Source organism: Sphingomonas sp. (genome assembly GCF_023266535.1).
GTDB lineage: Bacteria > Pseudomonadota > Alphaproteobacteria > Sphingomonadales > Sphingomonadaceae > Sphingomicrobium.
This window is the reverse complement of sequence record NZ_JAHFPY010000013.1, coordinates 6652-27403: the sequence shown is the minus strand read 5'-3', so window position 1 is coordinate 27403 and position 20752 is coordinate 6652. Positions and strand designations below refer to the sequence as shown.

Below are 20752 nucleotides of genomic sequence, written 5' to 3'. Positions count from 1 at the left end.
GAGCGCATTGCGCCAAGTCCACCGCAACGGCGCGAAACAGGAGAGTTTCCGTGCAACGAGCCGCGTCCGAAGTCATGCAATCCGTCCTGCTGTCGGCGGTGATCGACGCGCTGGAGGCGATGAAGGCCGCGTCGGGCGGCGTGCCCAACAACATGCTGCGCGACCTGCAGAGCGTCCACCGCAACACCACCTTCGCCGACCTCCCCAAGGCGGTGCAGGATTCGCTTGTGCAGAGCGTCCGCGCCGCGTTCACCCAACTGCTTAAGGAAGGCTATGCGGTTGGGCCGAAGGGCACGGTCCAGCAATCGCGGCCGATGGACCGGGTGCCCGAGCGCGACCGCCGCGGCCCGCAGGACCGCCGCGATTTCCGCCAGAAGCCGGGCCGGCGCGGACCCGATCGGCCTGGCGGCGGCCCGGGGAGGGGCCCGCGTCCGGGTGGACCGCCGCGGGGCAAGCCGGGCAAGTGAAGGGCAGCCCCGCCGACCTCGCTCGTGCCGTCATCCATTTCTGGTGCGACGAGCTCAATGAGGAGCAGCATTTCAAGAAGGACGCGAGCGTCGACCGGCATATCACCGAGCGGTTCGGCAAGGTCCGCGAGGAGGTGCTGCGGACCAGGGCGGCGGGGTGGCGCGACACGCCGGAAACCTTGGTCGCGGCGATCATCCTGCTCGACCAGTTCAGCCGCAACATGTTTCGCGGCAAGGCCAGGGCGTTCGAGGCCGACGGCCTGGCACTGGAGCTTTGCAAGGAGGCGCTGGACAAGGGCTGGGTCGACAGGCTGCCGAAGCCGCTGCCGACCTTCTTCCTGATGCCGCTGCAGCACAGCGAGAGTATGGCGGAGCAAGAGCGGGCGGTGGCCGAGTTCCGCGACCGCGATCCGCTAAACTACAAATATGCGCTTGCGCACCGCGAGCAGATCAGGCGCTTCGGCCGCTTCCCCGGCCGCAACCAGGCACTGGGGAGGGTTTCTACGCCGGAGGAGCGGGAGGCAATTGCCCGGGGCGAGACGTTTTAGGAGAAGAGTGGCGCGATGCTGGACACCCAAACTCAAACGCTTGGCGCGAAGTTGGACACGGTAATTCAACTCGCTCAGCAACGGCTCGCCGGGGAAACGGAAGCCTGGAAGCTGGATTGCTACCAGTTGATCCTACGGAACTTTGGGGGATTGAGGCGCTCGCTTGATCAGGGTCAGCTATCAGAGCACTTTGTAGCAGGGGCAGGTTTTGGAGCTTCCAAAGCAATTTCCGAGTGGGACTTAGGTGACGACGAGATTTGGCAGGCCGTCATGGATGCCGAGGACTACTACCGCCAAGGCCACTAATGTTCCAAACCTTGACCTTCAGTCCCTCACCGCGTAGGGGCGCGACCGTCTTAACGGACATGACATCGATGGAGTCCCTCGGGACACGCTGGCCGGTGAGGTTTCACCCGCCGGCGTTGTTTGCTTTGGACATCCTCCCCTGCAGTTGCAGGGGAGGGGGACCAGCGTAGCTGGTGGAGGGGCCCCTCCGTCTCGCTGCGCGAGCCACCTCCCCTGCAAAGGCAGGGGAGGAGAAGGAAAGGTTTTGGATGTTCGATAGCCTGAGCGATCGCCTGTCCGGCGTGTTCGACAAGCTCCGCGGCCGCGGAGCTTTGTCGGAGGACGACGTTCGTTCGGCGATGCGCGAGGTGCGCGTCGCGCTGCTCGAGGCCGACGTCGCGTTGCCGGTTGCGCGCGATTTCGTCGACCAGGTGACCGAAAAGGCCGTCGGCGCCGAAGTGATCCGCTCGATCACGCCGGGCCAGATGGTCGTCAAGATCGTCAATGACGCGCTGGTGGAAATGCTTGGGAGCGAGACCGCCGAGCTTAACCTTGACGTCAATCCGCCGGCCGTGATCATGATGGTCGGCCTGCAGGGCTCGGGCAAGACCACCACCACCGCCAAGCTGGCCAAGCGCCTGTCGGAGCGCGAGCGCAAGAAAGTGCTGATGGCCTCGCTCGACGTCGCCCGCCCGGCGGCGCAGGAGCAGCTGGCCGTGCTGGGCCGCCAGGCCAATGTCGACACGCTGCCGATCGTCGCCGGCCAGACTCCTGTCCAGATTGCCCAGCGCGCGCTGCAATCGGCGAAGCTGCAGGGCTACGACATATTGCTGCTCGATACCGCCGGCCGCCTCCACGTTGACGACACGTTGATGGCCGAGATGAAGGCGGTCGCGGCCGCCTCCAACCCGGTCGAAACTTTGCTCGTGGTCGACAGCCTGACCGGCCAGGACGCGGTCAATGTCGCCAAGGGCTTCGCCGGCGAAGTCGACCTGTCGGGCGTGATCCTGACCCGGATGGACGGCGATGCCCGCGGCGGCGCGGCGCTGTCGATGCGCGCGGTCACCGGCAAGCCGATCAAGTTTGCCGGCACCGGCGAGGCAATCGACGCGCTCGAAGCCTTTCACCCCAGCCGTGTTGCCGGCCGCATCCTCGGCATGGGCGACGTCGTGTCGCTGGTCGAGCGCGCGGCTGAAACCGTCAAGATCGAGGATGCCGAGAAGCTCGCCCGCAAAATGGAGAAGGGCAAGTTCGACCTCGACGATCTTGCCATGCAGATCCAGCAGATGAAGCGGATGGGCGGGCTCGGCGCGCTGGCCAACATGCTCCCCGGCATGAAGGGCATGAAGGGCGCGGCCAATATCGACGACAAGGCGCTGGTCCGCCTGGAAGCGATGATGAGCTCGATGACCGCCAAGGAGCGCGCGCGGCCCGAAATCATCAACGCCAAGCGCAAGATCCGCGTCGCCAAGGGCAGCGGGACCACCGTCCAGGAGGTCAACAAGCTGCTCAAGATGCACCAGGAAATGGCCAACGCAATGAAGCGGCTGAAGAAGCTCGGCGGCTTCGGCAAGCTCGCGTCCATGTTTTCCGGCGGGGGAATGGAAAAGGCGCTGGCCGGGATCGCTCCCGGCGGCGAGCTCCCCGGCGGGTTGCCCGGGCTTCCCGGCGCCAACACGCCGTTTAACCTCCCACCCGGTTTCGATAAGTTTGGTAAGAAATGACGATCCCCACAGATCGTCATCCCGGACTTGATCCGTGATCCAGTTTTTAAACGATTAGAAGACTTTAGAAGAAGGACTAAGATTATGGCAGTTGCAATTCGCCTGGCCCGTGGTGGGTCCAAGAAGCGCCCTTATTATCGCGTTGTCGTAGCCGACAGCCGCAATTCGCGTGACGGCCGTTTCATCGAAAAAGTCGGCACCTACAACCCGCTGCTGGCGAAGGATTCGCCGGAGCGCGTGAAGCTCGACGCCGAGCGCATTTCGCACTGGCTGTCGGTCGGTGCCCAGCCGTCGGACCGCGTGATGCGCTTCCTCGATGCCGCCGGCATCCGTGAGCGCACCCCGCGCAACAACCCGGAGAAGGCTGTGCCGGGCGAGAAGGCCAAGGAGCGCGCCGAGGAGCGTGCCGCCAAGCTTGTCGCCGCTGAAGAAGCTGCCAATGCTCCGGCTGAAGAGGCCAAGCAGGAAGAAGCCGAGGCCGTGATCGCCGACGCGGTCGAGACCGCGACCGAAGAGCCGACCGCCGAGGCGGAAGCGGTTGCCGAGGCCGTCGCCGAGCAGACCCTGCCGGTCGAAGCCGAGGCTCCGGCCGCGGAAGAAGCCGTTGCTGAAGAAGCTCCTGCCGCTGAAGCCGAGGAAGTTTCTGAGGCAGCTTCCGGCACGGAAGCGACCGCCGAAGAAACTCCGGCCGCCGAGGAAACCAATGAAGCGACCCCGAATGCCGACGCCGGCGACGAAGCCGACGCCGTGACCGGCGAAAGCTCGCAGGAGCCGGCTGAAGGTTCGGCCGACGACGCCGAGCAGAAGGCCGAGTAATGAATTCCTCCCCGAGCTTGCTCGGGGAGGGGGACCACCCGCAGGGTGGGGGAGGGGTATTTGAAGTAGTTCAGCTACCCTTCCACCAGCTCCGCTGGTTCCCCTCCCCACGAAATCGTGGGGAGGAACCATGACCCGCCGCGTCGCGCTGGCTGCGGTCGCCGGGGTCCATGGCGTCAAGGGCGAGCTGAGGCTCAAACTGTTCGCGGACAGCGTCGAGAGTCTCGCTCGCCATCAGCGCTTCCATGTCGGCGGGCGCGAACTGGCGCTCAAGGACATCAAGGATGGCGGGAAAACCGCCATCGCCCGCTTCGAGGGCATCTCCGACCGCACTGCCGCCGAAGCGCTGCGTGGCCAATTGGTCGAAATCGACCGCAACCAGCTCCCTCCGTTGGAGGAGGGCGAATATTATCACGCCGACCTGGTCGGGCTCGCCTGTGTCGATAAGCGCGGCAAAGCGCTCGGCACTGTCGTTGCGGTCGAGAATTTCGGCGCCGGCGACCTGCTGGAGGTCGAACGCCCAAACGGCCAGCGCTCGCTGATCCCCTTCCGCGATCCTGCTGCGCGGCTGGATGGCGACAAGGTCGTTCTCGACCCGGAGTTCCTGGCATGAGTTTCCGCGCCACCGTCCTGACGCTCTACCCAGAGATGTTCCCCGGGCCGCTCGGCACGAGCTTAGCGGGTCGCGGCCTCACCGATGGCCTTTGGAGCCTGGAAGCGTGCAACATTCGCGACCATGCGATCGACAAGCATCGTACCGTCGACGACACGCCGGCCGGCGGCGGGGCGGGGATGGTGCTCAGGGTCGACGTGCTCGCCGCGGCGCTCGATGCCGTCGCCGACGGCCGGCCAATGCTTGCGATGACGCCACGCGGCGCGCCGCTGACGCAAACCAAGGTGCGCGAACTGGCGGCGGGCGAGGGGGCGATCATCCTCTGCGGCCGGTTCGAGGGATTCGACGAGCGGATCTTCGAGGCACGCCCCGTCGAACCGATGTCGATCGGCGATTATGTCCTCTCCGGCGGCGAGGTCGGCGCGATGGTGCTGCTAGACGCTTGCGTTCGGCTGCTTCCCGGGATAATGGGCGCGGCCTCCAGCGGAGAGGAAGAGAGCTTCGAAGAAGGGCTCCTGGAATATCCGCATTATACCCGCCCCGTTGATTGGGAAGGGCGCACGATCCCTGAAGTGTTGCGATCGGGGGATCATGCGAAGATCGCGGCGTGGCGAAAGCAACGCGCGATCGACGATACACGGCTACGGCGGCCGGACCTGATCGAGCGCCATGGGGGCGCTCGGGAGGCACCGCCCTCTGGTGCGCAGCGAGAAGAATAAGGCTGTTAAAGCAATGAACCTGATTCAGATGCTCGAGGCGGAGACGGTTGCCGCGCTCAGCGAGGGCAAGAACATCCCCGAATTCCGCGCCGGCGACACGCTGCGCGTTGGCGTGAAGGTCGTCGAAGGCGACCGCAGCCGCGTCCAGATGTACGAGGGCGTGTGCATCGCCCGCGCCAACAAGGGCGTGAATTCAAACTTCACCGTCCGCAAGATTTCGTTCGGCGAGGGCGTCGAGCGCGTCTTCCCGCTCTATTCGCCAATCATCGATTCGATCGAGGTCGTGCGCCGTGGCGCCGTCAGGCGCGCCAAGCTCTATTATCTCCGCGGTCGCCGCGGCAAGTCGGCCCGTATCGCCGAGCGCCGCGACCATCGCACCGAGAGCAAGGAGGGCTAAACGCCCTTCAGGCTCGAAATGGCTTGAAACGCGGCCGGGCTTTCCGACATGGGAAGTCCGGCCGTCGCTTTTTGGAATCGAAGGAAACAGATTGATGTCATCGGGCTATCGGGTCGTAGTGGTGGGCGCGACTGGCAATGTCGGGCGCGAGATCCTCAATGTGCTGGTTGAGCGCCAATTCCCCTTCTCGGAGGTCGCTGCGGTGGCCAGCCCGCGCTCGACCGGCGACATCATCGATCTCGGCGACAGCGGCCAGGAGCTGAAGGTCCAGAATATCGAGCATTTCGATTTCGAAGGCTGGGACATCGCGCTGTTCGCGGCCGGCTCGGAAGTATCGAAAGTCCATGCGCCTCGTGCCGCAGCCGCCGGCTGTACGGTAATCGACAATAGCTCGCTCTACCGGATGGACCCGGACGTCCCGCTGATTGTGCCGGAGGTCAATGCCCACGCGATCGACGGCTATCGGGCCAGGAACATCATCGCCAACCCCAATTGCTCGACGATGCAAATGGTGGTGGCGCTGAAGCCACTCCACGACATCGCCACGATCAAGCGCGTGGTGGTCGCCACCTACCAGTCGGTTTCTGGAGCCGGGAAAGCGGGCATGGACGAGCTGTTCGAGCAGAGCCGCAACATCTTCGTCGGCGACGCCAACTCGCCGGTCAAATTCACCAAGCAGATCGCGTTCAACGTCATCCCCCACATCGACAGCTTCCTCGAGGACGGCTCGACCAAGGAGGAGTGGAAGATGGTGGTGGAAACCAAGAAGATCCTCGATCCAAAGATCAAGGTCAGCGCAACCTGCGTCCGCGTGCCGGTGTTCGTCGGCCATTCGGAAGCGATCAACATCGAGTTCGAGAACGAGATATCGGCCGCGGAGGCTCAGGCAATCCTGCGCGAGGCACCGGGCGTGATGCTGATCGATAAGCGCGAGGATGGCGGCTACGTCACGCCGGTCGAATGCGTCGGGGAATATGCCACCTTCGTCAGCCGGGTGCGCGACGATCCGACCGTCGACAATGGCCTTTCGATGTGGGTGGTCAGCGACAACCTCCGCAAGGGCGCGGCCTTGAACGCCGTGCAGATCGCCGAGCTGCTCGGCCGCCGGCACCTGCAGAAGGCCGCCTAGCGCCTCGCCAGTGCGCGTTCGAGCAGGGGCGAGCTCTTGCTCGCCTCTTCCAGCATGTTGAGCGCGGCCTGGATGTCGCGGCCGTGGCGCTGTTGCGCTTCCGCTTGCAGCTCGCGGCGGAGGGCGGGACTATATTGATATTCCAGCGCCTTGGAGTAGCGCTTCATCAGCGGACCGCTGGCGATCGCTTCCGCGTCGGCCGCAGCTAGGTCGAACCCGCAATGTTGTGCGGCGCCGGCGAGGCGCTCCGCCGGATCGGCGAGGAAGTGGTCGAAGTCGAGCCACAGGATTGGCGAGCCGGGCATCGCATCGGCCGCGGCTTCCAGGCTGGTCATTTCGCACGCCCAGGCCATTGCCGCCCGATGCGCGTCGCTGTTCGCAGCGTCGGCCATTGGCGAAACGCGGCCGGCCATCCGCTTAGCCCGATAGTCGTGCAGCGCATGCAGTTCCTTCACGCTGTTCTCGCCCGCCAATATGGTCAGCATGTAGGACGTGGCACTGGCGACAATGAAAATCGCGGAAGTCTTTGGTCCGACCAGTGTCGGCGCGATTTCGCTGACAAAACTGGTCGCCTTGACCAGCGCATGGCCCTGATCCTCGAACTTGCGCGAACAGAGCGCCGCCACCGTAGGTGCCATCGCCTCGGCCAGCTCTCGGGGCAGGCCCGCCAAGTCGCGCAGGATCCGCGGCTCGCGCACCGACAGGACGCCCGGGATCTCGCCCAGCATGCGCGCGACCATGGTCGATCCGACATGGCCGATGTGGAAAATCCAGCGCGCGTCATTCTCGCCATCTGCCGCCTCGGCGACATCGGCCCAGGGCAACACCCTGACATCGCGCTGCCGGTCGAACATGCGATCGTCGAGGAACGCCGCAGCGCGATAATCCTCGGCCGTCATACCGACGAAGCGGACCAGCTGCTGACCAGGGTCATAGGCTTGCGCCAGCCAATGGGCATCTGCGGCGATGTCTTCCGGGTCGAGCGGGTCGGGCATGGCAGTCCGCATAGCCGAATGGCGATTGCGGAAACCAGCCCAAAGGCCAGGCGGCCTCTTGCGGGTTTGACCAACTTCGCGGAACCGGCAATCACGCGAACCATGACGCTTTTCGCCGATATCTTCTGGTCGTTCCGCAGCCCCTACAGCTACCTTGCCACCCGCCGTTACCGGGCACTTGCTGACGAATATGACCTCTCGCTCAACCTCCGCCCGGTCTATCCGCTCGCGATCCGCCAGCCGGATTTCTTCGAGCGCAACCATCCCAACTGGCTTCGCTATATGGTGCTGGATGTCGCGCGGCTGGCCCAGTCGCTCGAAATAAAGATCGCCCCGCCGCGGCCCGATCCGATCGTGCAAGACCTGGCCACGCGCCAAATCTCGCCGGATCAGCCCTATATTTACCGGCTGACGCGGCTCGGCCAGGCCGCCGCGCGCCGTGGCAAGGGGCTGGTCTTCGTCGACGAGGTCTCGCGGCTGATCTGGGGCGGCACGGCAGGGTGGAACGAGGGCGAACTGCTGGCCGGGGCGACCGCCCAAGCCGGACTTGACCTGGCCGAACTGGACGCAGAGGTCGCGGAAGAGGCCGAGGCGCTCGATGCGGAGATCGCCGCCAATCAGGATGCACTCGAAGCGGCGGGCCACTGGGGCGTGCCGACTTTAGTCTTCAACGGGGAGCCATTCTTTGGCCAGGACCGGATCGACCTTGCCGTTTGGCGGATGAAACAGGCCGGGATGAAGGAGAGGTAGGGCGGCATGACCAAAACCATGTCAGGCGGCTGCGCCTGCGGGAAAGTGCGGTTCGAGGCGCGGGTCAAGCCGGACGAGGCCTATCTCTGCCATTGCCGCATGTGCCAGCGGGCCACCGGCTCGATCTCGATCGCCTTCGTCAATGCCCGGCTGGAGGATGTCCAATGGCATAGCGAGCCCGACTGGTTCGACAGCTCGCCGATCGCCCGGCGGCCCTATTGCGCCAGCTGCGGCACTTCGCTCGGCTTCGAGTTCAAGCAGGACGCGACCAAGATGGACCTGACCGTCGCCGCGTTCGACGATCCATCGCCGTTCAAACCGAAGCATCATTTCGGGGCCGAGAGCATTCACCGCGCCTGGCTCAATACCGAGGGTCTGCCGGAAATGCGCACCGACGCGCACCAAAAGCTGGTCGACAAATGGGTCGAGGCGACCGGGGAATTCCCGGGCTAGGTCGCCAATTCGAAGCGCGCACAAGCGCGATCGATCAATTCCGACAAGCCGCGTTGCCGGTCCAGCCAGGCCAGTGCGTCGTCGATCGCTTCCTTCTCTCGAACAGACGTCTTGTCCTCGGCCCGTTTGCGCTCTGCCGTCATTACCACCTGTGCATTGTCCTTGGAGTTTCGACGCATCAATGGGCCGCCAATGATCACGTCGATCCGGTCCTGGTCGGCCGATAGGCCAAAATGGCGCGCTAGGTCCGCCAGGCCAGACCTCGGGTCCTGGAGGAAATTTGCGAAATTCAGGAACATCCGACGCTCCGGATCGATTCGATCCATCGCATTTTCAATCGAGCTCGCTTCGCAGGCCCAGGTCATGGCGGCCAGGCGAGCCTTGCTGCTGGTCGCCTGAGTCGGATCGAGCCCTGGCAACCGTTGCTTGAGCCGGCTCAGCCGCTCGGGCGCCCGCTCCGCCAGTTCATCCTTGTCGCGGCTCAGGCGCGAAACGATGAAATCGCGTGGATTGATGGAAATGAACAAGGCGTTCCCGCCAGTGGCGGCCGGCCCCACCAGTGGAGCGGCCAGCTCGCTGACCCGGCTGGTGGCTTTGACGATGGCGCGGTCGGAGGGGTTGAAGCAGCGCGACAGCAACCTGCGAATAATCGGTATCCGCTGGATTGCTTCCTCTTTCGAGCCCTTGAACAAGGAGCGGAGGATCAACGGCTCCCGCAAACATAATGTACCGTCGATCTCGCCGATCAGCCGGGAGATCAGGGTCGAACCGACGTGGCTGATATGGAAGATCCAATGGGCGTCGCTGCGATGCTCTTGCCGCGTCAGTTCGGCCAGCAGAGTCCAGGGCACGATGCCCTGAGGCATTCCGTCGCGAATTCCGCGTTCGTCGAGGAACGGTGCCTTGCGATAATCCTCATCCTTGAACAGCACCATCCGGACCCATTCGCGGTTCGGATCCATCGATTGCGGGAACCATTGTGGCGCCGGATAAAGCCCCGCCCTGACCAACGCTTCGATACTGATCATCGGCCGCACCATGCCATGCTCTTGCGGCAAAGACAGCCCAAATGCTTTCGCCCGTACCAGCCATCGGCTAGGCGGTCGGCATGACTGGGGTCACTACCCACCATTGGGCCGCATCCGATGGCGTCGAGCTGGCCTGGCACGAGCTGGGGCAGGGCAGGCCGGTGATCCTGCTGCATGGCCTGTTCTCCGACGCCCATATGAACTGGATCAAGTTCGGCACGGCGGACCGCATCGCGGCCGAAGGCTTTCGCGTGATCATGCCCGATCATCGCGCGCATGGGCTCAGCGGCAAGCCGCACGGCGCGGAATATTATCCCAAGGGCATCCTTGCCCGTGATGTGCGCGAACTGGTGGCGCTGCTCGGCCTGACCGATCTCGACCTCGGCGGCTTCTCGCTGGGGACACGGACCACGGTCGAAGCGGTTGGCGAGGGGATGCGTCCCCGCCGCGCCATGCTCGGCGGCGCGGGGCTCGAGGGGCTCCGCAATTGGGAGCGCCGCAAGAATTTCTTCGTGGAGGCGATCGACCAGTTCGACAGCGTCCAGCGCGGCGACCCGCACTGGCTGTCGATCCAGTTCATGAAGAGCCAGAAGGTCGACCGCGTCGCCGCCAGGCACCTGCTCGACAGTTTCGAGGACGCGTTCGTTGAGTGGCTCCAGGCCTTCACCATGCCGACGCTGGTGGTGTGCGGCGACCAGGACGACGACAATGGCTCGGCCGAGGAGCTGGCCAATGTGCTGCCCAACGCGACGTTCCGCGAAACGCCGGGCACGCACATGACCAGCATCACCAAGCCCGAATTTGGCAAGGCGATCGCCGACTTCCTGTCCGCCTGACGAATGTCCGTGACTGCTTGACGAAAGGGACTGGCAAGTTCCAATCCGTAGGCCACGCGACAAAAGAAAAACCCCAGGGACGAGGACGCCTGATGATGAAATTCGCCGCTTCCGTTTCGCTGGCAGCATTGGCGCTGGCCAGCTGCACTTCCGCCCAATCGACGCCGGTGGCCGAAGCCGCTCCCGCTCCGGCGGCCGAGCCGGCTGCAGCCCCCGGGCCAACCGTTGCGGACGCCCAGGCCTTCGTCGCCGCGGTCGAAAAGGATTTGGGCGGCTTTTCGAACATCAGCCAGCAGGCCAACTGGGTCAACAACACCTACATCAATGACGATAGCGACGCGGTCGCCGCCTATTTCGGCACGATCGCCACGGAAAAGGGCGTCAAATACGCCATCGAGGCGGCCAAATATTCCAGGGTCCCGGGCCTCGATTTCGACACGGCGCGCAAGCTCGACCTACTGCGTGGGGCGCTGACCCTGGCGGCGCCGACCACGCCGGGCGCCGCGACCCAGCTCAACGATCTCGCCACCAAGCTGCAGTCGGCCTACGCCAAGGGCCGCGCGCAGCACAATGGCAAGGTCATTACCGGCGACGATGCCGAAGCGCTGATGGGGACCTTGCGCGATCCCGCCCAGCTCAAGGAAGTCTGGCAAAGCTGGCACGAAACCACCGGCCGGCCGATGCGCCAGGACTATATTCGCATGGTCGAAATCGCCAACTCCGGCGCCAAGGAACTTGGCTATGCCGACACCGGTGCGATGTGGCGGTCCCAATATGACATGACGCCCGAGCAATTCATCGTGATGTATGACCGGCTGCTCGGCGAACTCGACCCGCTCTACAAGCAGCTGCACTGCTACACCCGGACCAAGCTCAACCAGAAATATGGGTCAGCGATCCAGCCGGCGACGGGGCCGATCCGCGCCGACCTGCTCGGCAATATGTGGGCGCAGGAATGGGGCAATATCTACGATATCGTTGCCCCGAAGGGCGCCGGCGACATCGGCTATGACATCGGCAAGCTGCTCGAGGCCAAGAAGAAGGACCCGGTGGCGATGGTCAGGATCGGCGAGGGCTTCTACACCTCGCTCGGCCTGCCGGCGCTTCCCGAGACCTTCTGGCAACGATCGATGATCACGCGACCGCGCGACCGGGACGTCGTCTGCCATGCCTCGGCATGGGACGTCGACAACAAGGACGATTTGCGCATCAAAATGTGCACCAAGGTCAACAGCGACGACTTCGTCACCATCCACCACGAGCTTGGCCACAACTATTATCAGCGGGCCTATAACCAGCAGCCCTATCTCTATCTCAATGGCGCCAATGGCGGCTTCCACGAAGCGATCGGCGACTTTATCGCCCTGTCGATCACGCCCGAATATCTGGTGCAGATCGGGCTCTTGGACCGCGCCAAGGTGCCGTTGGCCGACAAGGATATCGGCTTGCTGCTCCGCCAGGGGATGGACAAGGTCGCCTTCATGCCCTTCGCCTATCTGGTCGACAAATGGCGTTGGGGCGTGTTCGACGGGTCGATCACGCCGGCCAACTACAACCAGGCCTGGGTCGATCTGAAGCTGAAATATCAGGGGATCGTACCGCCCGTCGCGCGTTCGGAAGCGGACTTCGATCCGGGCGCCAAGTTCCACATCCCCGGCAACACCAGCTATGAGCGCTACTTCATCGCACGGGTGCTGCAGTTCCAGTTCTACAAGGCGGCCTGCGACATGTCGGGGTGGAAGGGGCCGCTCCACCGCTGCAGCTTCTACGGCAACAAGGAAGTTGGAGCGCGCCTCAACCAGATGCTGAGCATGGGCGCATCGCGGCCATGGCCGGACGCGCTGCAGGCATTCACCGGAACCCGCGAGGTTTCGGGCAAGCCGATGCTGGAATATTTCGCCCCGCTGCAGGCCTGGCTGGAGAAGCAGAACGCCGGGAAGCAATGTGGCTGGTAAGCATGACAGCCCGAGAGCAGGGAAAATTTCGTAAAGATTTGACCTGATCGAGAGAGCTCGAAGGCCGGACGGCCTGCGCGCTGCAAGCGCGACAGGACCGACGTCACGGGATTCACTCCCGTGACGGCCAGTCCATCAGTTTACTCGACCGGAGCCAATCCCAGCTTGAGGTCCTGTTCCGCGCTTGGGCCGCGCGAACCCTTGGATTTCTTGCCGGTCTCCTTGAGCTTCAGCGCTTCCTCGGAGAAATCCTCCTGGGCTGCTTCGTCGCTCGACCCCATCCGCTCGGCCTTGAGCTCGCTCAAGCGATCCATCCCGCTGCTCAGCGCTTCGCCAATCTGGCCGCGCCGGGTCCACAGGAAAGCCCCGGCGGCGGCGAGGCCGGCGGCGCCAGCGATGACTGCCGCGCTCGCCCCTGGCCGGTCGCGAACCGAGCTGAAGAAAGCCGCGTCCTTGAACCTGCCCTTGGCGTCTCTTTTTCTACTTGGCATTTTCGCCTCCTTCAGTGGCCCCTCCCTAGCAACGCGCAACCTCGCGTCGGCGTTGCCAGGGGCAGGCAAAAAAGGAGGGAAATGCGACGAAGCGCTGTGGCGCTACAGCTGGCCGAGCATCGTTTCGGCGCTGGAGGCGCTATATTCGCCCGGTGCTTCGACGTTGAGCTGCTCGACGACGCCGTCGTTGATGATCGCCGAATAGCGCTGGCTGCGCTTGCCCATGCCGAACTTGGAGGCGTCCATGGTGAGGCCCAGCGCCTCGGCGAAATCGCCGTTGCCATCGGCCAGCATGGTGATCTCCTCGCTCCCCTGGTCGCGGTTCCACGCGCCCATGACGAAAGCGTCGTTGACGCTGGTCCCGACAATTTCATCGATCCCCTTGCCCTTCAGTTCGGCGGCCTTCTCGACATAGGAGGGAAGGTGGCGCGCCGAGCAGGTCGGGGTATAGGCACCCGGGACGGCGAACAGCGCGACGCGCTTGCCGGCGAAATAATCGCCGCTCTTTACCGGCACCGGCCCCTCGGGGGTGGCAAGCGTCAACTGGACGTCGGGAATATGGTCGCCAACCTGGATGGCCATCGGTCAATCTCCTGTGAAAGGTCAGGCCGCGAGATAGGCGCGGCGCATGACGGCCACAAGTCTTGCGAGCCTCCGCTCCAAGGCGCATTTTGGCCACCATGGAGACACCTCGCTTCCTGTCCGGCAAGCTGCTGCTGGCGATGCCCGGCATCGGCGACCCGCGCTTCGAACGGGCGGTCATCGTGATGTGTGTCCATGACGAGAATGGCGCGGTCGGAATTGGCATCGGTCACCAGCGCGCCGGGATCGGCGTGCGCGGCCTGCTCGAGCAGCTTGGCATCGATCCGGGCGAGGCGCCTGATGGACCTGTACTTCATGGCGGGCCGGTCGAGCCGGGCAGGGGCTTCGTGCTCCACAGCGACGACTGGGGCGGTCAGGACACGATCCAGGTGGTCGGCCTCGGCGCGCTGACCGGCACGATCGACGTGCTGAAGGCGATCGCCGACGGCAAGGGACCGAGCCGCTATCTGATCGCGCTCGGCTACGCCGGTTGGGGCGAAGGCCAGCTTGACGAGGAGATGACCCGTCCCGGCTGGTTCACCGCCGACGGGCGTCAGGAAATATTGTTCGAGACGCCGACCGCCGAGCGGTGGGAGGCGACCTTCAAGGCGGAAGGGATCGACCCGCGGTTGCTCGACAGCGGCGCCGGCGCCGCCTGACCTAGGCGTAGCCGAGCAGGTCGCGCAGGCCGGGATATGACGCGTCGACCATCCGTTTCTGCGGGTCGGGCAGCTGCGACGGGATTTTGGCGGCGACGCCGGTCAAATTCTCGCGCGCGGTGCCGCTCTGCTTGCGGTCCGATCCGATCCGCACCCGCCCGCGCCAATCATCCGGCCGGTCGATGCCGCAGGTTTGCAAAAGGGCGCTGAAATAGGATTCGGACTCGTCGCTTTCGAGGTTGCGGAGCGCGCCGACCAGCTCCTCATAACGCACCAGCGGTGAGCCCGCCTGTAGCCACAGCACTGCGTTGTAGTGATAAGTGATCGCCAATGGCGCGAGTTGCGGCTTGATCCCCTCGATTACCAGGTTGAGCAGCGCTTCGATCGAGACATCCGGCTTCTTGTAAGCATCGAGCCCGGGGACCTGGAATTCGTTGCTGTTGATGAAACGCGCCTGGGCCAGTGCCCAATCATAGGGATCGCGCACCAGCACGACATGGCGGACGCCGGACAGCAGGGCCCTGAACCGGTCCATGTGGAACAGATGGCCCCAGCTCAGCATGTTGCGGCCGGGATCGAAGGCGGCGAGGTGATGCTGGATGAAATGATGCTGGATGAACTCGGCCTGGTACTGGCTTTCGACCGGCACGAACATGCGGATGATGTTGCGCAGCAGGTGGCTGCCGCTCTTCGGCACGCTGTTGAGGAACAGGGGCTGCGTCAGCGGACGCTGAACGAATTTGCGATTCTCGTCGTCGAGCGTGTCGGGTTTCACGTTGACGCGCACGAATGACATGGAAAGCTGCTCCCGGAAGATCGGCCTTGCTGCTTACGAGGTGCGCTCGGGCCGCTCAAGGGCATGGCCGGGCATTTGCTTTTGGCGCCCTTGCTGGCTAGGGGCGGCGCAACTCATCTTCACCGGAGAATTTTTGCCGTGGCTACCGCCGACACCATGACCCGCGACTATATCGTCAAGGACATCTCGCTCGCCAAATTCGGCCGCAAGGAAATCGAAATCGCCGAAACCGAGATGCCCGGCCTGATGGCGCTGCGCCGCGAATATGGCGCCGCCAAGCCGCTGAAGGGCGCTCGGATCACCGGCTCGCTGCACATGACCATCCAGACCGCGGTGCTGATCGAGACGCTGACCGCGCTCGGGGCCGAGGTGCGCTGGGCGTCGTGTAACATCTTCTCGACCCAGGACCATGCCGCCGCGGCAATCGCGGCGTCGGGTGTCCCGGTGTTCGCGGTCAAGGGCGAGACGCTCGAGGAATATTGGGATTATGCCGCCCGCATCTTCGACTGGGGCGCCGACACCACCTGCAACATGATCCTCGACGACGGCGGCGACGCCACCATGTTCGCGCTGTGGGGCGCGCGCGTCGAAGCCGGCGAGACGCTGTTCACGCCGCAAAATGAGGAAGAGGAAATCTTCGTCGCGACGCTGAAGCGCTTCCTCGCCGAGCGGCCCGGCTACCTCACCAAGACGGTCGAGACCATCAAGGGAGTCTCGGAAGAGACCACTACCGGCGTGCACCGGCTCTACGACCTTGCCAAGCAGGGCAAGCTCCCATTCCCGGCGATCAACGTCAATGACAGCGTCACCAAATCGAAGTTCGACAATCTCTATGGCTGCAAGGAAAGCCTGGTCGACGCCATCCGCCGCGCCACCGACGTGATGCTGGCCGGCAAGGTCGCCACCGTCGCCGGCTTCGGCGATGTCGGCAAGGGCTCAGCCGCCAGCTTGCGCAACGGCGGCGCCCGCGTGCTGGTTACCGAGGTCGACCCGATCTGTGCGCTGCAGGCGGCGATGGAAGGCTATGAGGTCGTGACGATGGAGGAGGCCGCCAAGCGCGCCGACATTTTCGTCACCGCTACCGGCAACATGGACGTCATCACGCTCGACCATATGCGCGAGATGAAGGACATGGCGATCGTCTGCAACATCGGCCACTTCGACAGCGAGATCCAGATCGGTGCCCTCGCCAATATGAAATGGGATGAGATCAAGCCGCAGGTCGACGAAGTCACCTTCCCGGATGGCAAGCGCCTGATCGTCCTCAGCAAGGGCCGGCTCGTCAATCTTGGCAACGCCACCGGCCACCCAAGCTTCGTGATGAGCAGCAGCTTCACCAACCAGGTTCTCGCGCAGATCGAGCTTTGGACCAAATCGGATGCCTATCAGAACGACGTCTACGTCCTGCCAAAGCATCTCGACGAGAAGGTCGCCGCGCTCCACCTCGACAAGCTGGGCGTCAAATTGACCAAGCTCAGCGACAAGCAGGCCGCCTATATCGGGGTTGCCACCGAAGGCCCGTTCAAGCCGGACCACTACCGCTATTAAGGCGTAAAGCGCTGCTCCCGGATCCAGCGGCTGGCGAGATATTTCTCGCCGGCCGTGACCGGCAGGCCGGCATGCTGGGCGTTCAAATCCGGCTTTCCCGCCGCATCGGCATTGCGGAACAATAGTCCGTCGCCCTTGCGGCCGCGCGCCTTGAGGCCGTTGGCGAGAAACTCCGTCTCGCCACCTTCATAATCGTCGTTCAAATAGACCAGGAAGGTTAGCATCCGCTGGTTGTCGGCGTCGCCGATCGCATCAAAGTGCGGACGATATTCCTGCCCCGGCCGGTAGCGCAGCACCTGCAGCGGCTCAGCCTGTTTGACATCCGTCCCGCTGGCGGCAGCGAGGCGGCGGCACAGGGCGTGGATTGCGGGGCTTTCGATCACCAGCGGGAAGGCGACCGCGTCGGACGTTCGCACCGGGTTCGGAACTTGCTGGCCGCTGTGCGGATCGACCACCAGCGATGGCTGCAGCAACGGCAGTGATCGTTCGATCAGCCAGTCGCATTCTTCCGCGGTAAACAGGCCGGGGAACAGCCGGACGTCGGGCGAAACCGACAATATCTCGCTGGGGAAGGGGCCTTGCGGTTCCCCATCAGGGCCAATCGGCATCGACTTGATCACAGCCAGTTCGCGCGCTGCGCTTGAATCCAAACCTGCCACATTCTCCAGCAGGTTCAGTGCTTTAGGCCAATCGACCGAGCCGCCGGCACCGTTTGCCAGCAAGGCGATATGGATCGATTGCGCCTGTTCATGGCCAAGATCGCCCGCCAGCCGGAAGCATTCGCGCGCTTTCAGAAGATCGCGCGGGACGATCTGACCCGTCAAATACCACGACGCCAGCTCGACCCAGCATTCCGCCTCGCCGGCCTCGCCGCCCTCGTCCAGCAGGGATGTTGCCGCGGCAGCTTCCCCTCGGTTTGCTAGTTCGTAGGCGCGGTCGATGCGGTTCATCGGCAGCTCGTCAATTCATCGGGACTGGGACGAGGTCGAAGGCGACACTCATTCGCTCGCCGCCGCTGAACGAGCGGGTTCCGTGGAGCAGGAGGCTGGGAAACAGGATCAGGCGACCGGGCCTGGGCTCAAACGTCGCGAGCGGCTCCAGATCCAGCCCAAGCTCGACTGGCGGCCGGCCGATTTCCAGCCAGCCGGGCTTTTCCTGCTCGTCGGCAAGGGTCTCGGGCACGCAAATATAACAGGCCGAGCTCAATATCCCGCCCGGATGAAAATGGGCGGCGTGATGTCCGCTGCCGGTAAAGCGCACCGACCAGCTTGGCCCGAAGGCCATTCCCATGTCGCGATGCTTGAGCAGGGGATGGCCGGGGTCCGCGGGCGGAAGGGCGCGGACGAATTGGCGGATCTCGAAGGCCAGTGCTGCGGTGAGCATCTTCATTTCGGGATCGGTCCGCTCAAACAACTGACCGGGTGTCTGCGTTCCGCCGCGCACCGACTGGCCGATTGGCTGTGCGCTGGCGTGGTGCATACCGCGGAGCATCTCCGCGATTTCAGCTAGCTGTTCGGCGCCCAGATCGATCTGACACGCACCATAAAGCGGCGGCTGGCCAATCAACCACTTGTGGCGAGCATCTCCGACGATCCGCCAGGCAATTTCAAGCAGCGACCAGGCTTCGAAATTGTCCGCCTGTTGTTCAACAACGCTTTCCAGGAATTTGGCTGCTTCGTCCGGCTTGCCGAGCTGCAGTCGGTTCATGCCGCGCGCAAGTTGGGCATCGGGCTGCTCGTCCAGCGTTTCGAGCAAGGAGCTTGCCCGACCGGAAAGGCCCAAATAGTTGAGGAGGCTGATTTCCTGGATGGCAAATTTCCGGTCATTTTCAAACAGGTGGCGGTTGGCATCCATGGATTCGATCGCTTGCGAATATCGCCGCGATCGCGACAAAGTCTCCCAATAGGACATCAGCAGCGCCTTGTTCTGCGGCTGGCTGGCCAGTGCCGCGGTGTATGCGTCCAGGAATCCTTCGCCCGCGCCGGCCTGCGCTTGCAGGTCTGCCAACACCTCCTGCACCAGGACGTTTTCGGGGTGGCGGTCCAGGAATGACTTGAACAGGGGAATTGCCTCGCGCCCGATTTCGCCCGCAGCAGTGAGGAGCATCTGTGCCTGCAATTCCGGGTCATCGTCGCGAAAGGCGAGGGCGCGAGCGCAATGGTCGGCGGCCCCGTCTTCCCTGAGGCGCAGCGCGATGCGGGCCCGGCCTTCGGCCATCGATTGCGATGCCGGCCACATCTGCAAGCCGGCGTCGAATGCGTCCCTGGCCTCCTCAAGTCTGTGTTCCTGCTCGAGCCCGAGAGCGCGGTTCTCAAGCTCGGCAAAACTCATTGTCCCGGATTTGCCGTTACTCATGACATCTGAATGGATTGTCGAGCCAACGCTGTCCACCTGCGCTTTGACCAAAAAGAAGGGGCCGGAATTACCCGGCCCCTCAGATTGTTCAATGTGTCGCCAATCAGAATTTGGCGACAATACCCGCATAGTAGAAGCGGCCGCGGTTGTCGTAGATACCGCTGCCACCACCAATGCCGGTCAGTCCCGACGGCGGCTTGGCGTTGGTCAGGTTGCTGACGCCCAGGTACATATTATAGTCCTTGGTGATGTCAGCGCCGACCCGCACCGAGTGATAGAAGCGCGCGCTATATTTATTGAACTCGGCAAAGTCCTCATTCTCGGGCGTACGTCCCTGCACGCTGTTCTGATCCTCGTACGTATTGACGTACATCTTTGCCAGATACCGTAGCTGATAGCCGAAGGTGAAGATGCCGGTCTTCAAGTTGGTCTGCCAGTTGAACGAGTCCTCAGGGTCACCCAGTTCGCCGCCATGCTTGCCGACGATCACGTTCTTGCGACCCGGGTCCGTCGGGTTGAGGTAGGTCGAAAGGTCGAGCACGTGAGTATAGCGGAGGGTCGTGTCGATCTTGCCGATGCTGCCGATCTGGCCGCGGTAGGCGACTTCAATGTCGACGCCCTTGGCGAGCAGCTTGGCGAAGTTGACCGGACCCTGAATCAGGCTTCCTTCGATGATCCGGAACTCCTGCTCGCCCGACGTGGCACCGCCCGCCGGGGCGCGCGTGAACAGGTCGCAGAAGGAGTTACCCGCAGCGAGATCGTAGCAGTTGTTGACGATCGTCTGCGCCGCCACGCCGGTGATCACCTTGTTGACGGTGATCTTGTACCAGTCGACCGATACCGACAGGCCGGGGATGAACTTGGGCGTCGCAACGAAGCCAAGCGTGTAGCTGTCCGAAGTCTCCGCTTCCAGGCTTGGGTTGCCACCACTACGGATTTCCAGCGACGAGCTGTACCGGAAGTCGTACGGCGTCGGGAAGGCTGCCGGAGTAGTGTCGGTGCTCGGGTTGATCGTGGCATCGGTGCCACCGGGGCGACCCGCCGCCGCGCAGTTCGCGGCGCGGTTGGCCGAGCCGGCGCCGATGTTGATCGACGAGCAGGGGTCGCCGAAACCGGGCGCGAAATTCTGGCCGAATGGCGAGAACAGTTCGACCTGGTTCGGAGCGCGGACCGACCGGCCATAATTGCCGCGGATCCGAAGGCCGTCGAGTGGCGACCAGATACCGCTGGCGTTGTAGGCCCACACCGTTCCGGTGTTGCCGATGCTGTAGTCAGAAACGCGAACCGCGCCGCTGACTTCCAGTTCATGCAGGAACGGAACGTCCTTGACGATCGGGATCCGGACTTCGCCAAAAGCTTCCTTTACCTTGCTCGCCGGCGCATCGAACGTCGGGATCGCGTTGTAGAAGGTATAGCCGAGCGAGACGTCGTCATCCTGCTTGTAGAAGAGGTCGTCCCGGCGATATTCGCCGCCCAGCACGAAGCCGATCGGGCCGCCCGGCAGGTTCAGGAAGGTGCTGGTGTCGCCGGCGACGAAGCCGGAGACGTCAAACTGCCGAGTCTTGCCGATCGAGACGGTGTCCTTCAGCAAATAGTCCCTTTGCGC

Annotated in this window: 22 protein-coding genes and 1 pseudogene; 15 read left to right on the top strand and 8 right to left on the bottom strand. The window is 63.7% G+C overall.

The window, feature by feature from the left end; translation table 11 throughout:
* Positions 1 to 74 precede the first annotated feature (74 nt).
* The 9 genes and pseudogenes from Q0C64_RS03310 to Q0C64_RS03270 all read left to right on the top strand — a co-directional run bounded on the left by Q0C64_RS03310 (position 75) and on the right by Q0C64_RS03270 (position 6698).
* Positions 75 to 467, top strand: a complete 393-nt coding sequence (locus Q0C64_RS03310; protein WP_294120799.1) for a hypothetical protein — start codon at positions 75 to 77, stop codon at positions 465 to 467.
* Positions 464 to 1015 (top strand): DUF924 family protein, encoded by a 552-nt coding sequence (locus Q0C64_RS03305; RefSeq protein ID WP_294120798.1) that lies wholly within the window; start codon positions 464 to 466, stop codon positions 1013 to 1015. Before Q0C64_RS03310 ends, Q0C64_RS03305 begins: the two co-directional genes overlap by 4 nt.
* A gap of 15 nt (positions 1016 to 1030) precedes the next feature.
* A complete protein-coding gene (locus tag Q0C64_RS03300; protein WP_294120797.1) occupies positions 1031 to 1321 on the top strand; it encodes a hypothetical protein in 291 nt (96 codons plus the stop codon).
* Between the two features lie 248 nt (positions 1322 to 1569).
* Positions 1570 to 3024 carry a signal recognition particle protein gene (gene ffh / locus Q0C64_RS03295; RefSeq protein ID WP_294120796.1) on the top strand — a complete coding sequence of 485 codons (1455 nt, stop codon included), beginning with the start codon at positions 1570 to 1572 and terminating at the stop codon, positions 3022 to 3024.
* Positions 3025 to 3108: 84 nt separating this feature from the next.
* Positions 3109 to 3651, top strand: a pseudogene (gene rpsP, locus Q0C64_RS03290) (30S ribosomal protein S16); the annotation flags it as partial.
* 319 nt (positions 3652 to 3970) lie between these two features.
* Complete coding sequence (gene rimM / locus Q0C64_RS03285; RefSeq protein WP_294120795.1) at positions 3971 to 4453, top strand: ribosome maturation factor RimM; 483 nt, start codon at positions 3971 to 3973, stop codon at positions 4451 to 4453.
* Positions 4450 to 5172, top strand: a complete 723-nt coding sequence (trmD, locus tag Q0C64_RS03280; RefSeq protein WP_294120794.1) for a tRNA (guanosine(37)-N1)-methyltransferase TrmD — start codon at positions 4450 to 4452, stop codon at positions 5170 to 5172. Before rimM ends, trmD begins: the two co-directional genes overlap by 4 nt.
* A 13-nt stretch (positions 5173 to 5185) precedes the next feature.
* On the top strand, positions 5186 to 5569 hold the full coding sequence (rplS, locus tag Q0C64_RS03275) for a 50S ribosomal protein L19 (RefSeq protein WP_294120793.1): 384 nt from the start codon (positions 5186 to 5188) through the stop codon (positions 5567 to 5569).
* A 94-nt stretch (positions 5570 to 5663) separates the two neighbouring features.
* Positions 5664 to 6698, top strand: coding sequence for an aspartate-semialdehyde dehydrogenase (locus Q0C64_RS03270; RefSeq protein WP_294120792.1), 1035 nt, complete (start codon positions 5664 to 5666; stop codon positions 6696 to 6698).
* Here the strand turns inward: Q0C64_RS03270 and Q0C64_RS03265 are convergent.
* Positions 6695 to 7693 (bottom strand): hypothetical protein, encoded by a 999-nt coding sequence (locus tag Q0C64_RS03265; protein WP_294120791.1) that lies wholly within the window; start codon positions 7691 to 7693, stop codon positions 6695 to 6697. The two genes, Q0C64_RS03270 and Q0C64_RS03265, sit on opposite strands and share 4 nt — an antisense overlap.
* A gap of 102 nt (positions 7694 to 7795) precedes the next feature.
* Between Q0C64_RS03265 and Q0C64_RS03260 the strand changes: the two genes are divergently transcribed.
* Both Q0C64_RS03260 and Q0C64_RS03255 read left to right on the top strand, forming a co-directional pair.
* On the top strand, positions 7796 to 8443 hold the full coding sequence (locus Q0C64_RS03260) for a DsbA family protein (RefSeq protein ID WP_294120790.1): 648 nt from the start codon (positions 7796 to 7798) through the stop codon (positions 8441 to 8443).
* A gap of 6 nt (positions 8444 to 8449) precedes the next feature.
* A complete protein-coding gene (locus Q0C64_RS03255; protein WP_294120789.1) occupies positions 8450 to 8896 on the top strand; it encodes a GFA family protein in 447 nt (148 codons plus the stop codon).
* On the opposite strand, the gene Q0C64_RS03250 is transcribed toward Q0C64_RS03255, so the two are convergent.
* The gene (locus Q0C64_RS03250; RefSeq protein WP_294120788.1) at positions 8893 to 9924 is read right to left on the bottom strand and encodes a hypothetical protein; all 1032 of its coding nucleotides are present in this window, start codon (positions 9922 to 9924) and stop codon (positions 8893 to 8895) included. The two genes, Q0C64_RS03255 and Q0C64_RS03250, sit on opposite strands and share 4 nt — an antisense overlap.
* An 80-nt stretch (positions 9925 to 10004) precedes the next feature.
* On the opposite strand from Q0C64_RS03250, the gene Q0C64_RS03245 reads away from it, so the two are divergent.
* Positions 10005 to 10760 (top strand): alpha/beta fold hydrolase, encoded by a 756-nt coding sequence (locus tag Q0C64_RS03245; protein ID WP_294120787.1) that lies wholly within the window; start codon positions 10005 to 10007, stop codon positions 10758 to 10760.
* Positions 10761 to 10855: 95 nt separating this feature from the next.
* Entirely contained in the window at positions 10856 to 12715 is a 1860-nt protein-coding gene (locus Q0C64_RS03240) for a M2 family metallopeptidase (protein WP_294120826.1), read from the top strand.
* A gap of 140 nt (positions 12716 to 12855) precedes the next feature.
* Here the strand turns inward: Q0C64_RS03240 and Q0C64_RS03235 are convergent, their stop codons facing one another.
* Both Q0C64_RS03235 and Q0C64_RS03230 read right to left on the bottom strand, forming a co-directional pair.
* Positions 12856 to 13206 (bottom strand): hypothetical protein, encoded by a 351-nt coding sequence (locus tag Q0C64_RS03235; protein WP_294120786.1) that lies wholly within the window; start codon positions 13204 to 13206, stop codon positions 12856 to 12858.
* A gap of 102 nt (positions 13207 to 13308) precedes the next feature.
* Positions 13309 to 13788, bottom strand: coding sequence for a peroxiredoxin (locus tag Q0C64_RS03230; RefSeq protein WP_294120783.1), 480 nt, complete (start codon positions 13786 to 13788; stop codon positions 13309 to 13311).
* Between the two features lie 98 nt (positions 13789 to 13886).
* Between Q0C64_RS03230 and Q0C64_RS03225 the strand changes: the two genes are divergently transcribed.
* Complete coding sequence (locus Q0C64_RS03225; protein WP_294120781.1) at positions 13887 to 14447, top strand: YqgE/AlgH family protein; 561 nt, start codon at positions 13887 to 13889, stop codon at positions 14445 to 14447.
* 1 nt (position 14448) lies between these two features.
* Here the strand turns inward: Q0C64_RS03225 and Q0C64_RS03220 are convergent, their stop codons facing one another.
* Positions 14449 to 15243, bottom strand: a complete 795-nt coding sequence (locus Q0C64_RS03220; protein WP_294120779.1) for a hypothetical protein — start codon at positions 15241 to 15243, stop codon at positions 14449 to 14451.
* Positions 15244 to 15399: 156 nt separating this feature from the next.
* Between Q0C64_RS03220 and ahcY the strand changes: the two genes are divergently transcribed.
* Positions 15400 to 16791, top strand: coding sequence for an adenosylhomocysteinase (ahcY, locus tag Q0C64_RS03215; protein WP_294120825.1), 1392 nt, complete (start codon positions 15400 to 15402; stop codon positions 16789 to 16791).
* Here ahcY and Q0C64_RS03210 read toward each other — a convergent pair.
* The 3 genes from Q0C64_RS03210 to Q0C64_RS03200 all read right to left on the bottom strand — a co-directional run.
* Entirely contained in the window at positions 16788 to 17741 is a 954-nt protein-coding gene (locus Q0C64_RS03210; protein ID WP_294120778.1) for a 2OG-Fe(II) oxygenase, read from the bottom strand. The two genes, ahcY and Q0C64_RS03210, sit on opposite strands and share 4 nt — an antisense overlap.
* 10 nt (positions 17742 to 17751) lie before the next feature.
* On the bottom strand, positions 17752 to 19275 hold the full coding sequence (locus Q0C64_RS03205; RefSeq protein ID WP_294120776.1) for a putative 2OG-Fe(II) oxygenase: 1524 nt from the start codon (positions 19273 to 19275) through the stop codon (positions 17752 to 17754).
* A partial coding sequence (locus tag Q0C64_RS03200) for a TonB-dependent receptor (protein ID WP_294120774.1) occupies positions 19250 to 20752 on the bottom strand: 1503 nt, incomplete at its 5' end. The genes Q0C64_RS03200 and Q0C64_RS03205, both read right to left, overlap by 26 nt.

Bases quoted from the DNA above. Each gene is read 5' to 3' on its own strand.
- Q0C64_RS03230 (WP_294120783.1), bottom strand. From the start codon at position 13,788: ATGGCCATCCAGGTTGGCGACCATATTCCCGACGTCCAGTTGACGCTT.
- rimM (WP_294120795.1), top strand. From the start codon at position 3,971: ATGACCCGCCGCGTCGCGCTGGCTGCGGTCGCCGGGGTCCATGGCGTC.
- trmD (WP_294120794.1), top strand. From the start codon at position 4,450: ATGAGTTTCCGCGCCACCGTCCTGACGCTCTACCCAGAGATGTTCCCC.
- Q0C64_RS03220 (WP_294120779.1), bottom strand. From the start codon at position 15,243: ATGTCATTCGTGCGCGTCAACGTGAAACCCGACACGCTCGACGACGAG.
- ffh (WP_294120796.1), top strand. From the start codon at position 1,570: ATGTTCGATAGCCTGAGCGATCGCCTGTCCGGCGTGTTCGACAAGCTC.
- Q0C64_RS03265 (WP_294120791.1), bottom strand. From the start codon at position 7,693: ATGCCCGACCCGCTCGACCCGGAAGACATCGCCGCAGATGCCCATTGG.
- Q0C64_RS03205 (WP_294120776.1), bottom strand. From the start codon at position 19,275: ATGCGGGTATTGTCGCCAAATTCTGATTGGCGACACATTGAACAATCT.
- rplS (WP_294120793.1), top strand. From the start codon at position 5,186: ATGAACCTGATTCAGATGCTCGAGGCGGAGACGGTTGCCGCGCTCAGC.
- Q0C64_RS03225 (WP_294120781.1), top strand. From the start codon at position 13,887: ATGGAGACACCTCGCTTCCTGTCCGGCAAGCTGCTGCTGGCGATGCCC.
- Q0C64_RS03255 (WP_294120789.1), top strand. From the start codon at position 8,450: ATGACCAAAACCATGTCAGGCGGCTGCGCCTGCGGGAAAGTGCGGTTC.
- ahcY (WP_294120825.1), top strand. From the start codon at position 15,400: ATGACCCGCGACTATATCGTCAAGGACATCTCGCTCGCCAAATTCGGC.
- Q0C64_RS03240 (WP_294120826.1), top strand. From the start codon at position 10,856: ATGAAATTCGCCGCTTCCGTTTCGCTGGCAGCATTGGCGCTGGCCAGC.
- Q0C64_RS03260 (WP_294120790.1), top strand. From the start codon at position 7,796: ATGACGCTTTTCGCCGATATCTTCTGGTCGTTCCGCAGCCCCTACAGC.
- Q0C64_RS03210 (WP_294120778.1), bottom strand. From the start codon at position 17,741: ATGAACCGCATCGACCGCGCCTACGAACTAGCAAACCGAGGGGAAGCT.
- Q0C64_RS03235 (WP_294120786.1), bottom strand. From the start codon at position 13,206: ATGCCAAGTAGAAAAAGAGACGCCAAGGGCAGGTTCAAGGACGCGGCT.
- Q0C64_RS03245 (WP_294120787.1), top strand. From the start codon at position 10,005: ATGACTGGGGTCACTACCCACCATTGGGCCGCATCCGATGGCGTCGAG.
- Q0C64_RS03310 (WP_294120799.1), top strand. From the start codon at position 75: ATGCAATCCGTCCTGCTGTCGGCGGTGATCGACGCGCTGGAGGCGATG.
- Q0C64_RS03300 (WP_294120797.1), top strand. From the start codon at position 1,031: ATGCTGGACACCCAAACTCAAACGCTTGGCGCGAAGTTGGACACGGTA.
- Q0C64_RS03270 (WP_294120792.1), top strand. From the start codon at position 5,664: ATGTCATCGGGCTATCGGGTCGTAGTGGTGGGCGCGACTGGCAATGTC.
- Q0C64_RS03250 (WP_294120788.1), bottom strand. From the start codon at position 9,924: ATGATCAGTATCGAAGCGTTGGTCAGGGCGGGGCTTTATCCGGCGCCA.